The 13,974-nt window shown below is 71.8% G+C and carries 13 protein-coding genes; 11 read left to right on the top strand and 2 right to left on the bottom strand.

What is annotated here, in order from left to right; translation table 11 throughout:
• The first annotated feature begins 108 nt into the window (after positions 1-108).
• From Vqi01_RS25600 to Vqi01_RS25575, 6 genes are read left to right on the top strand one after another with little or no spacing between them, the layout of a single operon-like run.
• Complete coding sequence (locus tag Vqi01_RS25600; RefSeq protein WP_204037429.1) at positions 109-969, top strand: STAS domain-containing protein; 861 nt, start codon at positions 109-111, stop codon at positions 967-969.
• Positions 969-1,382, top strand: coding sequence for an STAS domain-containing protein (locus Vqi01_RS25595; protein ID WP_204037428.1), 414 nt, complete (start codon positions 969-971; stop codon positions 1,380-1,382). The genes Vqi01_RS25600 and Vqi01_RS25595 overlap by 1 nt, the downstream gene beginning before the upstream one ends.
• Positions 1,379-1,798 carry an anti-sigma regulatory factor gene (locus Vqi01_RS25590; protein WP_204037426.1) on the top strand — a complete coding sequence of 140 codons (420 nt, stop codon included), beginning with the start codon at positions 1,379-1,381 and terminating at the stop codon, positions 1,796-1,798. Before Vqi01_RS25595 ends, Vqi01_RS25590 begins: the two co-directional genes overlap by 4 nt.
• Positions 1,786-2,808, top strand: coding sequence for a SpoIIE family protein phosphatase (locus Vqi01_RS25585; protein WP_239098662.1), 1,023 nt, complete (start codon positions 1,786-1,788; stop codon positions 2,806-2,808). Before Vqi01_RS25590 ends, Vqi01_RS25585 begins: the two co-directional genes overlap by 13 nt.
• Positions 2,805-4,151, top strand: coding sequence for a sensor histidine kinase (locus tag Vqi01_RS25580; RefSeq protein WP_204037424.1), 1,347 nt, complete (start codon positions 2,805-2,807; stop codon positions 4,149-4,151). The genes Vqi01_RS25585 and Vqi01_RS25580 overlap by 4 nt, the downstream gene beginning before the upstream one ends.
• Position 4,152: 1 nt before the next feature.
• The gene (locus tag Vqi01_RS25575) at positions 4,153-5,688 is read left to right on the top strand and encodes a SpoIIE family protein phosphatase (RefSeq protein WP_204037423.1); all 1,536 of its coding nucleotides are present in this window, start codon (positions 4,153-4,155) and stop codon (positions 5,686-5,688) included.
• A gap of 52 nt (positions 5,689-5,740) precedes the next feature.
• Here Vqi01_RS25575 and Vqi01_RS25570 read toward each other — a convergent pair whose 3' ends face one another.
• Positions 5,741-6,568: a helix-turn-helix domain-containing protein gene (locus Vqi01_RS25570; RefSeq protein WP_239098661.1), complete on the bottom strand. Its 828-nt coding sequence runs from the start codon at positions 6,566-6,568 to the stop codon at positions 5,741-5,743.
• A 31-nt stretch (positions 6,569-6,599) separates the two neighbouring features.
• Between Vqi01_RS25570 and Vqi01_RS25565 the strand changes: the two genes are divergently transcribed.
• From Vqi01_RS25565 to Vqi01_RS25550, 4 genes are all read left to right on the top strand, one after another.
• Positions 6,600-7,172 carry a TIGR03086 family metal-binding protein gene (locus Vqi01_RS25565; RefSeq protein ID WP_204037421.1) on the top strand — a complete coding sequence of 191 codons (573 nt, stop codon included), beginning with the start codon at positions 6,600-6,602 and terminating at the stop codon, positions 7,170-7,172.
• A 174-nt stretch (positions 7,173-7,346) separates the two neighbouring features.
• Positions 7,347-7,883 carry a PadR family transcriptional regulator gene (locus Vqi01_RS25560; protein ID WP_204037419.1) on the top strand — a complete coding sequence of 179 codons (537 nt, stop codon included), beginning with the start codon at positions 7,347-7,349 and terminating at the stop codon, positions 7,881-7,883.
• Positions 7,880-8,584 carry an ABC transporter ATP-binding protein gene (locus tag Vqi01_RS25555; protein ID WP_204037417.1) on the top strand — a complete coding sequence of 235 codons (705 nt, stop codon included), beginning with the start codon at positions 7,880-7,882 and terminating at the stop codon, positions 8,582-8,584. The genes Vqi01_RS25560 and Vqi01_RS25555 overlap by 4 nt, the downstream gene beginning before the upstream one ends.
• Entirely contained in the window at positions 8,581-10,104 is a 1,524-nt protein-coding gene (locus Vqi01_RS25550) for an FtsX-like permease family protein (RefSeq protein ID WP_204037416.1), read from the top strand. The genes Vqi01_RS25555 and Vqi01_RS25550 overlap by 4 nt, the downstream gene beginning before the upstream one ends.
• A gap of 235 nt (positions 10,105-10,339) precedes the next feature.
• Here Vqi01_RS25550 and Vqi01_RS25545 read toward each other — a convergent pair whose 3' ends face one another.
• Positions 10,340-12,436 carry a S9 family peptidase gene (locus Vqi01_RS25545; protein WP_204037414.1) on the bottom strand — a complete coding sequence of 699 codons (2,097 nt, stop codon included), beginning with the start codon at positions 12,434-12,436 and terminating at the stop codon, positions 10,340-10,342.
• 84 nt (positions 12,437-12,520) lie between these two features.
• Between Vqi01_RS25545 and Vqi01_RS25540 the strand changes: the two genes are divergently transcribed.
• Complete coding sequence (locus tag Vqi01_RS25540) at positions 12,521-13,921, top strand: FAD-binding oxidoreductase (protein WP_204037412.1); 1,401 nt, start codon at positions 12,521-12,523, stop codon at positions 13,919-13,921.
• The last annotated feature ends 53 nt before the right edge of the window (positions 13,922-13,974 follow it).

Here is a 13,974-nt window from a genome sequence, read left to right as displayed (position 1 = left end):
GAACGGGAGCACGATCCCGTGTCCACCATCATTCGATTGCTCTGCGGCAAGTAGTTTGCGGGTCTGCGGTGATAGAGTCCGGCCGGTCCGGGTCGAGGGGGTTTTGCGATGGCGCTCAGCGCTGACGAAAGCGGCCGGCTTGCTGTTCTGCTGTCCAGTCACGTCGACCAGATCACTCAGCGGTGGGCCGAGGTTGTAGCCGGGCAACTGCATGGCCGGCTCAGCCAGGCGGAACTGATCCGGCAGGTGCAGGAACTGCACCGCGCCCTGGTCGACGCGCTCGACAAGGGTGCGGCCGATCTCGCCAGCGAGGAGTCCGTCGAACTGCGGGCGGTGCTCGCTGAACTGTCCCGTGGGCAGGCCCGGGAGGGCTTCTCCGCCACCGAGACGGCCAGTGGAGTGTTCGCGCTCAAGGACGCCCTGCTGACCGTCATGGAGGCCGACCACAACGCCGACAAGCTGCGCGACTTCGTCGCCTTCTCCGCCCTGATCGACCAGATGGGGCTGTTCACCTTCGAGAGCTACGTGCGTACCCGGGAGAGCCTGATCGCCGACCAGGCCGAGCAACTCCTGGAGCTCTCCACCCCGGTGGTCAAGCTCTGGGAGGGCGTGGTCGCGGTGCCGCTGGTCGGCACCCTCGACTCGGCCCGCGCCCAGGTGGTGATGGAACGGCTGCTGCAGACCCTGGTCGAGACCAGCTCGCCGTACGCGATCATCGACATCACCGGCGTACCGGCGGTGGACACCCAGGTCGCCCAGCACATCCTGAAGACCGTGGTGGCTGCCCGGCTGATGGGCGCCGACTGCATCATCTCCGGCATCCGCCCACAGATCGCTCAGACGATCGTCGCGCTCGGCATCGAGTTCGGTGACATCGCCACCAAGGCCAGCCTCGCCGACGCGCTGCGGCACGTGCTGCGCCTGACCGGGGTCGAAACCAGCCGCCGCCAGCCCCGCCGGGAATTGTGATGGAGCGGGTGCCGATCCTCAAGATCGGCGACATCCTGCTGGTGTCAATCCAGGTCGACATGTCGGACCAGACGGCCGTCGCGCTTCAGGAGGATCTGGCCGAGCGGATCGTGGCCACCGGCAGCCACGGCGTGATCATCGACATCACCGCGCTGGACATCGTCGACTCGTTCGTCGGGCGGATGCTCTCCACCATCGCCTCGATCTCCCGGGTGCTCGACGCGGAGACGGTGGTCGTCGGGATGCGACCGGCGGTCGCCATCACGCTGGTCGAGTTGGGGTTGTCGCTCAACGGCATCCGTACCGCCCTGAACGTCGAGCGGGGTATGGAACTCATCGGGGCCAATCGCGCCGACGACGACCACGACGAGTTCGACGACGGCCCGGACGCCGAGTCGACGGCGTCGCCGTGACCAGCGGGGTGGACCTGGGTCGTCCGCACACGCAGACGGTGGGCAGCGACGAGGACGTGGTACGCGTCCGACAGCTGGTCCGTACGGTGGCGGTGGCGGCCAAGCTCTCCCTGGTCGACCAGACCAAAGTGGTCACCGCAGCCAGCGAACTGGCCCGGAACACCCTGGTCTACGCCGGCGGGGGCACCGTCGAGGTGAGCATCGTCGACAATGGTCGCAGGCAGGGCATCAGGATCCTCTTCGCCGACTCCGGTCCCGGCATCGCCGACCTGGAACTCGCCCTGACCGACGGCTACACCACCGGTGGCGGTCTCGGCCTCGGTCTCAGCGGCGCCCGGCGGCTGGTGGACGAGTTCGACATCAGGACAGCTCCGGGCCAGGGCACCCGGATCACGATTACCAAGTGGTCCCGGTGACCGCCGAACCGGTCTCCGACCGGGGCCTCTGGTTCCGGGTGGAGAGCGACAGCGCCGGCAGCGGGGTGCGCCGGACGGCCGAGCGTCTGGGTGACCAACTGGGCCTGCCCGCCGGCCGGATCGCCGACCTGGCCATCGTCGCCGCCGAGTTGACCAGCAACCTGATCAAGCATGCCGAGGACGGGATGCTGCTGCTCCGGCCGGTGCGCCGTGAACTGGACGCCGGCGTCGAACTGATCTCGATCGACGCCGGGCCGGGCATGACAGACCTCACCGACGCCACGCGCGACGGACACTCCACCGCCGGCACCCTCGGCATCGGCCTGGGCTCGATCGTCCGCCAGGCGAGCTGGTTCGACGCCTACTCCCGGCCGGGGCGGGGAACGGTCATCGCCGTGCGGGTCTTCGCCGCCGCGGACACCACGCAGCCCTGGGTCGGCGGGCTCACCCGCCCACTGACCGGGCAGACGATCAGCGGGGACGGTCAGGCCTGGCGGATCATCGGCGACCGCCGTCAGGTGCTGGTCACCGACGGTCTCGGGCACGGGCCGCTGGCCGCCGCCGCCACCGACGCCGCGCTCACCGCGTTCCGGGACGCCCCGCCCGCCTCCCCGGCCGACGTGGTCGGACACCTGCACCGGTCGTTGTCACACACCCGTGGCGCCGCGCTCGCCGTGGCCGAGCCGGACCCGGCGGCCGGCGTGCTGCGCTACGCCGGGCTGGGCAACATCGGCGGCCATGTGATCACCGGGGACGGGCGGCGGCGCGGGTTGGTGTCGCTGCCCGGCATCGCGGGGCACCAACGCCCGAGGATCCGACAGTACGACTACCCCTTCGCCCCCGACAGCCTGCTGATCATGCACACCGATGGTGTGGTCGACCGCTGGCAACTCGTCGACTACCCCGGCCTGGCCGAACGGTCGCCACTGGTGGTGGCCGCCACCCTGCTGCGGGACGCCGGTGTCCGGCGGGACGACGCCGGGGTGCTGGTGGCAAGGTTCTGGTCATGAGTGCGCCGCTGCTGCAGATGCCGCTGCGGGTGGAGCGGGACATCTTCGTGCTCCGCCAGCGTGGCCGGGAGGTCGCCGCTGCGGTCGGCCTGGAGCACCAGGACCAGGTCCGACTCGCCACCGCGCTGAGCGAGGTCGCTCGGGACATGCTGCTCACCGTCGGCGGAGCGGACGTGGTGTTCGCCGTCGCCGGCACCGCGGACGGCCAGCGTCACCTGAGGATCGACCTCGCCCCGGTCGGCTCCCTGCCCAACGGGCGGTACGAGCCACAGTCCGGTGCGGTGGCGCGCCTGGTGGACACGTTGAGCGTGGTGGCGGTCGATGGGGATACGGTCGTGAGGATGTCCCGACGAGTCCCGGTAACCACGCAGGCGTTCACCCCGGAACGCCTCGCGGGGCTGCGCGCCCAGCTCGACACGGCGTCACCGGGCACCGTCGACGAGGAACTCGCCACCCAGAACTCACAGCTCATCGCCGCCCTCGACGAGGTACGCAGCCAGCGCGACGAGTTGGCCCGGCTCAACGAGGAGCTGGAGCAGACCAACCGTGGCGTGCTGGCGCTCTACCACCAGCTCACCGACGAGTTGGAGGAGACCAACCGTGGCGTGGTGGCCCTCTACGCCGAGCTGGACGAGAAGTCGGCGCAGCTGCGTGCGGCGAGCGAGTCGAAGACCCGCTTCCTGGCGAACGTCAGTCACGAGCTGCGGGCACCGGTCACCGCGATCATCGGACTGGCCCGGTTGCTGAACGACTCCGCGTCCGACCCGCTCACCGCAGAGCAGGAGCGTCAGGTCGGCCTGATCCGCTCCTCGGCGTCGGACCTGCTCACGCTGGTCAACGAGCTGCTCGACCTGGCCAAGGCGGAATCGGGCCGGATCGAACCGGAGTGGGCCGAGGTGGACCTGCGGGCCGTCTTCGGTCAGCTGCGCGGCACGCTCCGGGCGCTGCGCACCGGCCCGGAGGTCGATCTGGTGGTGGAGGATCCCGCCCCGCCGGCCACGGTACGCACCGACGAGGTGCTCCTCGCGCAGGTGCTGCGTAACCTGCTGCACAACGGTCTGAAGTTCACCACTCGGGGCGAGGTCCGGCTGCGCGCCGAGCGGCGTGCGGGCACCTGGCGGCTGTCCGTGTCCGACACCGGTCCGGGCATCCCGGCGGAGCAGCACGAGCGGGTGTTCGAGGAGTTCTACCAGGTGCCGGGCCCGACCAGAGTTGGCGGCACGGGTCTCGGTCTGCCGTACGCACGCCGACTGGTGACCCTGCTCGGTGGCACCCTCGACATGGCCAGCGAGTCGGGCCGGGGCAGCACCTTCATCGTCTCGCTGCCGGCAGACGGAGCGTGACATGGACGGCGCGGCAACCGTGTTGGTGGTCGACGACAGCCGGACCAAGCGTTACCTCCTGGTGAACTGGCTGGCCCGGGCCGGGTTCACCGTGCTGGAGGCGGAGACCGGGAGTGAGGCCCTGAACCGGGTCGAGGTGGATCCGATCGACCTGGTGGTGCTCGACGTCCGGCTGCCGGACCTGAGCGGCTTCGAGGTGTGTGAACAGATCAAGTCGATGCATCCCGCGTTGCCGGTGATCCACGTGTCCGCGCACGCGGTCGACGTGGCGGATCGTACGCAGGGACTGACCCGGGGCGCGGACGCGTACCTGGCGGAGCCGATCGAGCCGGAGGAACTGGTCGCCACCGCCCACGCGGTACTGCGCTACTACCAGGCTCGCCAGCGGGCCGAGTTGCTCGCCGAGCGGCTCACCGGACTGGCGGACACCACCGTGGCGGTGCACGCCGCACCGAACTTCACCCGGCTGCTCGAGGCGGCGGCGACCGGTGCCGCGGAGATCTTCAAGAGCCCGGCGGCGGTGATCGCCGAGACGTTCGACGGTCACTGCCTGGCCGGGATCTGTGTTGGTCCGGATGCGCCGGCCACGATCGTTCCGTGGTCCGTCGACGACAGCGGGGTGCCGACCGGGGCGACCGTGCGGGTGCATGCGCCGAACGACTGGGCGTTGCTCGACTGGCCAGCCGGCGACACGATCACCGTGGCCGCCGCCCGGCTTCGGGAGGACCGGGCGCCGCTCTACGTCGTGGTGCCCACCGCGACGCAGACCGCCCGTAGGCCGGTGCTGCGGCAGTTGGCGCAGGCGGTGGCGTCGGCGGTGGAGGCGCAGCGTTCCTTCGACGAGGAACACCGCATCGCGGTGACGCTCCAGCGCAGTCTGCTGCCGCGCCGCATCCCGGAGATCGCCGGGCTCGACCTGGCCGTGCGCTACGAGCCGGCCAGCATGCAGACCGAGGTGGGCGGCGACTTCTACGAGCTGGTGATGCTCGACGGCCATCTGTTGCTGGCGATCGGCGACGTGGCCGGGCACTCCCTGCACGCCGCGACGGTGATGGCCGAGCTGCGGCACGCGCTGCGGGCGTACGCGGTCGAGGGACACCAGCCGGGCGAGATCCTGCACCGGGTCAACGAGCTGATGCGTACGCTTCTCCCGAACGAGCTGGCGACCACCTGCGTACTGCTGCTGGAGCCGGCCACCGGACACGTCCGGCTGGCCAGCGCCGGCCACCTGCCAGCCCTGATCAGCCTGGACGGCAAGACCGAGTTCGTCCAGCACTCCGCCCCGCTGCTCGGGGTGCGGGCACCGCGTCCGGCCGACCTGGAGTTCGTGCTGCCGCGCGGGGCGACGATCGTCTTCTACACCGATGGTCTGATCGAACGGCGCGACATCAGCATCGACGAGGGACTGAAGGCGCTGGCGGCGTGCGCCGCGCAGGTCGACACCGACCTCGACCGGTTCTGCGAGCGGCTGCTCGTCGAGCTGGCCCCCGACGAGATCCAGGACGACGTAGCCGTCGTCGCCCTCCGCCGCCGCTGAGGTGTAAGGAAGGGCCCCTTATTAACGCCTCGTGTAGGGAAAGGGCCCCTTATTAACAACCGGCACCGGTGCGCGGCGGGCGGGGTGAATATGTGCCGGGGGAGGTGCCGGTGACGGCGGTGAAGTCGCGGATCAGGTGGGCCTGGTCGCTGTAGCCGAGTTCGGCGGCGAGGGCAGCCCAGTGGGGCGGGCCGTCGGTGGCCCGTTCGATCGCCTCGTGCAAGCGGTAGCGGCGGATCACCCACTTCGGACCGACACCGACCCGGGTGAGGAAGAGGCGCTGCAGCCGGCGGACCGAGAGCCCGTGGTCGCGGGCGAACTCGTCGACCCGCCGTACGGTTCGATCCGTCCGGATGGCCTCGACCAGCCGCAGCACCTCGTCGGTGACCGGGTCGGGCCGGGGCGCCCAGCTCGTGAGCAGTTCGTCCAGGGCCCGGCAGCGGTCGGCGTCCGTGCCGGAGCAGATGACGGGGGGCGGCGCGGCGGCTGGCGGCCAACGGTCGGCCAGCTCGGCGAAGTGCCGGCGCCGGCCGGTCAGCTCGGCCACCGAGCGGCGCCAGAACGGGTGGAAACCGCCGGGCCGGAACTGTACGCCGCAGACCCGACCGGTGCCGGCGAGCACGATCGAGAAGACGTCCAGACCCACCCCGGCCACCTCGGCGCGTTCCGGCCGGTCGCCGTCGCGCTGGAACACCACGTTCACCGCGGGATGTGGCACGACGCGCTGCTCGAACGGCTCGGTCAGCTCCCAGTCGATGAGCCAGTAATGCTCGATCCAACGTTGCAACGGGGCAGCGGGCAGGTGCCGGCGGAACCGAACCTGTCGCATCAACCGGGCCGGATCGAGGATGCCGCGACTGTCCCCGCGCGGCTGTCGCATTTCTTCAAGACCACCTTCGTACGCTGGCCCTATGGCCACTCAGACTAGTGATTTCCTGGCAGCGGCCGCGCCGCGAACCGTGGCGGTGGTCCAGGCGATCACCGACGACCAGCTGGACCTGCCGACTCCCTGCCGGGAATACGCCGTCCGCGACCTGCTCAACCACCTGTACGAGGTGGTGGTCAACTTCCAGACCCTTGCCGCCCGGAAGCCGGTGAGCTGGGCCGACAAGCCCGATCATCTCACCGAAGGCTGGCGGGACCGGTTCGCGGTGGAGATTCGCCGGCTGATCGAAGCGTGGTCGGATCCGGCCAGCGAGCAGGGCGTCTCGACCGGGATGGGCATGCCTCAGTCGACCCTCGGCGGCATGGTGCTGCTCGACCTCACGGTGCACGGCTGGGACCTCGCGGTCGCCACCGGTCAGGAGTACGAGCCGTCGTCCGAAGTGCTGCCCGCCCTGCACGAACTGACCGGTCAACTCGGTCCGCAGGCCCGGCAGGCGGGCGTCTTCGCCGAGCCGGTGGCGGTCGACGCCGCCCTGCCGGACCTGCCCCGACTGCTCGCCCTCACCGGCCGCGACCCGGCCTGGTCGCCAATGCCCTGACCAGGGCGCGGCGGTCCGAGCAGGGACGGAAGCGGCCAGGACACGCGAGCAGTCGCCGCGCGGTGGCCGGCGCCCGACGCGCCGGGCGCGAGCGCAGTCGCCGCGCGGTGGCCGGCGCCCGACGCGCCGGGTGCGGGCTTGACGCCGGCTATTCGCTGAGTGAATAGTGGTGGAGTGTCCACACCGCACGTTCTGTTGGGACTGCTCGCCAGCGGCACCAAGCACGGGTACGAGCTGAAGCGCGCCCACGACGAACGGCTGCCGCAGGCCCGCCCGCTGGCGTACGGGCAGGTCTACGCCACGTTGGGGCGGCTGCTGCGGGACGGTCTGGTGACGCCGGCCGGGCAGGAACGCCTGGCCGGCCCCGACCGGACGGCCTATGCGTTGACCGAGGAGGGCCGGACGGCGCTGGACCGGTGGCTGGGCACCGTGGAGCCGCCGATGCCACACGTCAACAGCACGCTCTTCGCCAAGGTGGTGGTGGCGCTACTGGCCGCCGACGTGGATCGGGCCCGGGCATACCTGATCGCCCAACGCCGGGCGCACACCGACCGGCTACGTGAGCTGACCGCACTGAAGACCGCCCCGTCGGCCACCATCGACGACGTGGTCGCGGCCGACTACGCCATCGCCCATCTCGACGCCGACCTGCGCTGGTTGCACACCACCCTGGACCGGGTCGCCGACTGGCACCGGGAGGTGCACCCATGACGCAGTTACAGGCTCGCGGGTTGGTGAAATCGTACGGCCCCACGCCCGCCCTGCGCGGCGTCACGCTGGACGTCGCCGAGGGCGAGATCGTCGCGGTGACCGGGCCGAGCGGCTGCGGCAAATCCACCCTGCTGCACTGCCTGGCGGGCATCCTGCGCCCCGACGCCGGTGAGGTGAGCTGGCACGGCCACCGGATCGACACCTGGTCGGAGGCGGCCCGGTCCCGGCTGCGGCGCACCGAGTTCGGGGTGTTGTTCCAGTTCGGGCAACTCGTCGCCGAGCTGACCGCGGCGGAGAACGTCGCCCTTCCGCTGTTGCTCGCCGGCACGGGGCGGCGAGCGGCCCGGACGGCGGCGCTCACCTGGCTGGACCGCTTCGGCGTGGCGCAACTCGCCGATGTCCGGCCCGGTGAGATGTCCGGCGGCCAACAGCAGCGCTGCGCCACCGCCCGAGCCCTGGTCACCGAGCCACGGGTGCTCTTCGCCGACGAGCCGACCGGCGCGCTCGACACGCTCACCGGCGAGCAGGTGCTCACCCAACTGGTCCGGCTCGCCCGGGAGCAGCGCACGACGGTGGTGCTGATCACCCACGAGCCCAGGATCGCCGCGTACGCCGATCGCGAGATCGTGCTGCGCGACGGCGTGATCGACCACACCGGCCTGGGTTTGGACGCCGCTCCGCTGGCCGGCGGTCCCCGGTGAGACCCGGCACCTTCATCCGGCTCGCCCTGGTCGGCAACCGCACCGACGCGGCCCGGTTGGCGCTGACCGCGCTGAGTGCGGCCCTGGCCGCCCTCGCGGTGCTGGCCGCGCTGAGCGTCCTGGCCATCCAGACGCCGCCCGGCGATCCCGGACAGCATTCCGAGCAGTACACCAACGCCCTGCTGCGAGAGCCCGGGCTGCGCGGCGGCACCGCGTTCGCGATTCTGCTGCTGACCATTCCGGTGCTGGCCCTGGCCGGTCAGTGCGCCCGGCTCGGCGCCCCGGCCCGGGACCGCCGGCTCGCCGCGTTCCGGCTGGCCGGGGCCACTCCCGGTCAGGTGACCCGGGTCGCGGTGCTGGAGACCGGCCTGGCCAGCCTGCTCGGCACGGTCGCTGGGCTGGCCACCTACCTCGTCGGCCGGGCACTGGTGCACCGCCCGGACGTCAACGGCCAGCTCGCCCTGCCCACCGACGTGCTGCCGACCGTGCCGGAGCTGGCGCTGGTGGTGCTGGCATTGCCGCTGGTCGCCGCCGCGGTCACCGCCCTGATGCTGCGTCGGGTCACCGCCACGCCGCTCGGGGTGGTCCGCCGAGCGCGTCGGGCCGGGCGGCCCCGCCCCTGGCCGGCGCTGCTGATCGCGCTCGGCGTGCTGGGGGCCGCCCTGTTCGAGCCGATCCGGCAGGCGTCCGGCGACGGCCTGGAAGCCTGGGTGTTCGGGTCCGTCTTCGTCGGTGCGTTCGCGGCCGTGCTCGGCGTGATCCTGGGTGTCGGATGGCTATCGCACTGGACCGGGCGGCTGCTGCACCGGTACGCCGGCAGCCCGGCCCGGTTGCTGGCGGCCCGACGGTTGACGGAGGATCCGTGGGCCGGCAGCCGGACCTTCGCCGCCCTGCTGGCGGCGCTGGCCATCGGAGCCGGCGCGGCGGCGTTCCGGGCCGGATTCGAGCTCAGAGAGCAGCTCGAGCGGGAGCAAAACCGACGGGCTGGCTACGACGATTTCAGCAATGGGCAAAACGCCTTCTACCTGCGCACCATGGATCTGGTCGACCTGGCGGTCGGGGTGGCGGTGGTCATCGCCGTCGCCGGTCTGCTCGTCATGCTGATCGAGGGAATCACCGCGCGGCGCCGGGCGTACGCCGCCCTCGTGGCGGGCGGGGTGCCGCGCGCCACCCTCGGTGTCTCGATCCTCTGGCAGGTGCTGGCCCCGGTGGTGCCCGCCGTGCTGCTCGCGCTCGGCGCCGGCTACACCCTCGGCCGGATGCTCAACCCCGACATCGTCACGGGTGGTGACTGGGAACCGGTCTGCCGGGCGACGGCCGAGCTGTGTGCTGATCCGGCCAACCGGGACAGCCACATCGAGATGGTGCTGGTCGACGGAGTGGTCCACTCGCCCGGCGTACCGCTGGAACAGCTGGCGCTGCTGGGAGCCGGCGCGGTGGCCGCAACCCTGCTCACGGCCGGGCTGGGGGTGCTCTTCCTCCGCTCGAGCACAGCGGTGGAGGAGCTGCGGGCCACCTGAGCTGCCGCGATCAGGCGGAGTTGGCCCGCAGATAGGTCAACGCCGCCAGCACCCGGCGGTTGGTGTCGTCGTCCGGGGGCACCGTTTCCCGGGTATGCCCAGCCCTACCTCGATCCTCGTGCCAGCGGTGGTACGCGACCCGGGTGGCGCCGGCTGGAGCCCGGCGCTCACCGGGCCCGACGCCTGGCGGGTCGCGGTGCCGCCGAGGCGCCAGGCACTCGGGAAGCGGGCCCGGTCAGGCCAGGCCGAGGCGGTCCAGGGTCCAGGCGTTGACGAACGCCTCCTCCCGCCAGGCGTCGTAGCGCCCGCTGGGCCCGCCGTGTCCGGCCTCCATCTCGGTCTTGAGAAGGTACTCGCCCTGCGGCGCGACCGCTCGCAGCCGGGCGATCCACTTCGCCGGCTCGTGGTAATACACCCGGGTGTCGTTGAGGCTGGTCATCGCGAGGATCGCCGGATAGTCCAGCGGGGCGACGTTCTCGTACGGGGTGTACGACTTCATGTACGCGTACACCTCCGGGTCGGCCAGCGGGTTGCCCCACTCCTCCCATTCGGTGATGGTCAGCGGCAGTGACGGATCGAGGATCGTGTTGAGCGCGTCCACGAACGGCACCTGGGCGACGATGCCGGTGAAGGCGTCCGGCGCGAGGTTGGCGACCGCGCCCATCAGCAGCCCGCCGGCTGAGCCGCCCCGGGCGACCAGCCGGTCCGGCGCGGTCCAGCCGGCCTTCGCCAGATGCCGGGCGCAGGCGACGAAATCGGTGAAGGTGTTCTTCTTGGCCAGCATCTTGCCCTGTTCGTACCAGCGGCGACCCAGTTCGCCGCCGCCCCGCACGTGGGCCACCGCGAAGACCACCCCACGGTCCAGCAGGGACAGTCGGCCGACCGAGAACCACGGGTCCATGCTCGCCTCGTACGAGCCGTAGCCGTAGATGACGCAGGGCGCGGAGCCGTCGCGGGGAGTGCCGCGGCGGCAGACCAACGAGATCGGCACCTTGGTGCCGTCGTCGGCCAGCGCCCAGTCCCGATGCTGTTCGTAGTCCTCGGGTCGGTACGCCCGTCCGTCCGGACCGGGTAGCACCGGCCGGCGGCGCAACAGCGTCAACTGACGGGTCACCAGGTCGTAGTCGTACACCGAGTCCGGCGTGACCAACGAGGTGTAGCGCAGCCGCACGCTCCCGGTGCGGTACTCGGGATTGGCGTCCAAACCGACGGTGTGCAACGGCTCGGGGAACTCGATGTCGTGGGTGTCGCCGCCGCCGATCGGCAGCACCCGCAACCCGGTCAGGCCGTTGCTGCGTACGGTGATGACCAGGTGATCGGCGAAGGCGTCCACCGACTCCAGCCGGGTGCCGGGGGTGTGCTCGATCAGCGGCACCCAGTCTCCCGGCGCGTCCGCCGACGTGTACGCCAGGGCGAAGTCCTCCGCGCCGTCGTTGTGCAGGATCAGGAACCGGTGCCCGTGGTGCTCCACCGAGTACTCCACACCCTGCCGACGGGGAGCGATCACCGCCGGCTCGCCGGTCGGGTTGCCGGCCGGGATGACCCGTACCTCGCTGGTGATCTTGCTGGCGATGTCGATGAGGATGAACCGTTCCGACCGGGTCAGCTCGACCCCGACCCAGAACCGCTCGTCGTCCTCGGCGTGCACCACCACGTCGTCGGCGGTGGCCGTGCCGATCACGTGCCGCCAGACCCGGTGCGGGCGCCACGCCTCGTCGACGGTGATGTAGAACAGCACCGAGGCGTCGGCGGACCAGGCGGTGCCGTAGAAGGTGCCGGGGATCTCGTCGGGCAGCAGCTCGCCGCTTTCGAGGTCCTTGATCCGCAGGGTGAACCGCTCGTCCCCGGAGAAGTCGGTGGAGTACGCCAGGAAGCGCCCGTCCGGGCTGACGTCGAAGGCGCCCAGGGAGAAGAAGTCGTGCCCCTCGGCGAGCAGGTTGCCGTCGAGCAGGATTTCCTCCCCGTCGAGTGGGGCACCGTCGGAGCTGATCGGCGGAGCGGTCTCGCCGTCGCGGACCGCCCGACGGCAGTGCACGCCGTACTGCTGGCCCTGCACGGTGCGGGTGTAGTACCAGTACCCGCCCTTGCGGGTCGGCACCGACAGGTCGGTCTCCTGGGTCCGCTGCCGGATCTCCTCGAACAACTCGGCCCGCATTCCGGACAGGTGCGCCGTACGCGCCTCGGTCCACGCGTTCTCGGCGTTGAGGTAGTTGATCGTCTCCGGATCGTCCTTGACGGCCAGCCAGGCGTATTCGTCGACGACGGTGTCGCCGTGGTGGACGCGTTCGGTCGGCACCTGCCTGGCTACGGGCACGGGGGTCTCGGTGGTCACGGGCGCCAGGTTACCGGCCGTCTCCGCCGAGCGGGCGGATCAAACCCCCTACCCGGCCATTCGAACACATGTACGATCGTAGTCATGGTGCCAGCGCGTTCGACCGGTTCGTCCGGTGCCCTCGACATCGCCCGCCGGCTGACCGAGATCTGCGGTCCGCGCTTCGCCCGGCTCGCCGGCGCGGCCGACGAGGTGGCCGGGCGAACGGCGCGCTGGGTGGCGGTGCCGGGCGGCGCACACGCGGCGGCGCAGGTGCTGCACCTGGCGGCCCGACACGACCTGACGGTGGTGCCACGGGGTGCTGGCACCAAGATCGACTGGGGTGCTCCACCCGAGCGGGTCGACATCATGCTCGACACCGGGCGGCTGGCGGGCATCGGCCACCGGTCGCCGGGCCAGGGCACGGCCGAGATCGGCGCCGGCACGCCGCTGCGCGCAGTCCGGGCGGGCCAGGGCACGGTTGAGGTCGGCGCCGGCACGCCGCTGCGCGCGGTCCAGGCCGTGCTGGAACGCAGCGGCCAGCGGCTCGCGGTGGACGCTCCTTCGCCCGGCGCCACCATCGGGGGCGTGCTCGCCGCCGACGAGGCCGGCCCGCTGCGGCACCGGCACGGCACCGCCTGCGATCAACTGGTCGGCCTGCGCTACCTGCGCGCCGACGGAGAGTTGGCCGAGGCTGGCGGCGGGACGACCGGGCTGACCCGGGCCCGATTGCTGTGCGGCTCGGAGGGGGCGCTCGGTGTGCTGATCAGTGCGACGCTGCGGGTGCAGGCGCTGCCGGCCAGCCGGGTCTGGGTGACCCGACCGGTGTGGACCCCGCTGGAGGTGCACGACCTGGTCCGGGCGGTGCTCGCCGCCCGCCTGGAACCAGCGGCGGTGGAGATCGACTTGCCGGCCGGCGCGGGACCCCGGCCACAGCGGGACCGCCGGGCCGAGGCGATGGCGCGGCATCCGTCGATGACGGGACGCCGATCGACCGGCCCGGCGGGCACCGGCTCGCTGGTGGTGCTCCTGGAGGGCGGGCCCGTCGAGGTGACGGAACGTGCCGACCGGTTGGTGTCGTTGTTCGGCAGCCGGTCGACGGTGGCCCGGTCGGCCCCGCCCTGGTGGCGCAGCTACCCGTTCGCCCCCGGCGACACTGCGCTGCGCCTGGAGGTGCCGGTCAGAGACCTGCACGCGGCCGTCTACGCGCTGCGCGACGCAGCCGGCGCGCCGGTGCCGGTCCGCGGCTCCGCCGGGCTCGGTCTGGTGCACGCCGCCCTGCCTGGCGCGCTGTCGCCCGAGCGGGTGGCATCGATCCTGGCCGCGGTGCGCGGCGTACTCCTCGCTCGGCAGGGTCGCTGCCTGGTGCTCGCCGCACCGCCAGCCGTCCGGCGGGCCGTCGACCTGTGGGGCGACCTGACCGGCCTGTCCCACCTACGCGCCGCCAAACAGCATCTCGACCCCGCCCGCCGCCTAGCCCCCGGCCGCCTCCCCGGCCCCCTCTGACCCCCACCCTTCACCCCCGCCCTCGCGCCCTCGCCCTCGCGCCCTCGCCCTCG

The sequence above is a fragment of the Micromonospora qiuiae genome, assembly GCF_016863555.1.
GTDB classification, from domain to species: domain Bacteria; phylum Actinomycetota; class Actinomycetes; order Mycobacteriales; family Micromonosporaceae; genus Micromonospora; species Micromonospora qiuiae.
The sequence above is the reverse complement of the archived record's forward strand: the minus strand, read 5'-3'. Positions and strand labels throughout refer to the sequence as shown.

Excerpts from the sequence above, each read along its gene's own strand:
- Vqi01_RS25570 (WP_239098661.1), bottom strand. The coding sequence starts at position 6,568 with ATGCGACAGCCGCGCGGGGACAGTCGCGGCATCCTCGATCCGGCCCGG.
- Vqi01_RS25555 (WP_204037417.1), top strand. The coding sequence starts at position 7,880 with ATGACGCAGTTACAGGCTCGCGGGTTGGTGAAATCGTACGGCCCCACG.
- Vqi01_RS25565 (WP_204037421.1), top strand. The coding sequence starts at position 6,600 with ATGGCCACTCAGACTAGTGATTTCCTGGCAGCGGCCGCGCCGCGAACC.
- Vqi01_RS25540 (WP_204037412.1), top strand. The coding sequence starts at position 12,521 with ATGGTGCCAGCGCGTTCGACCGGTTCGTCCGGTGCCCTCGACATCGCC.
- Vqi01_RS25595 (WP_204037428.1), top strand. The coding sequence starts at position 969 with ATGGAGCGGGTGCCGATCCTCAAGATCGGCGACATCCTGCTGGTGTCA.
- Vqi01_RS25575 (WP_204037423.1), top strand. The coding sequence starts at position 4,153 with ATGGACGGCGCGGCAACCGTGTTGGTGGTCGACGACAGCCGGACCAAG.
- Vqi01_RS25600 (WP_204037429.1), top strand. The coding sequence starts at position 109 with ATGGCGCTCAGCGCTGACGAAAGCGGCCGGCTTGCTGTTCTGCTGTCC.
- Vqi01_RS25580 (WP_204037424.1), top strand. The coding sequence starts at position 2,805 with ATGAGTGCGCCGCTGCTGCAGATGCCGCTGCGGGTGGAGCGGGACATC.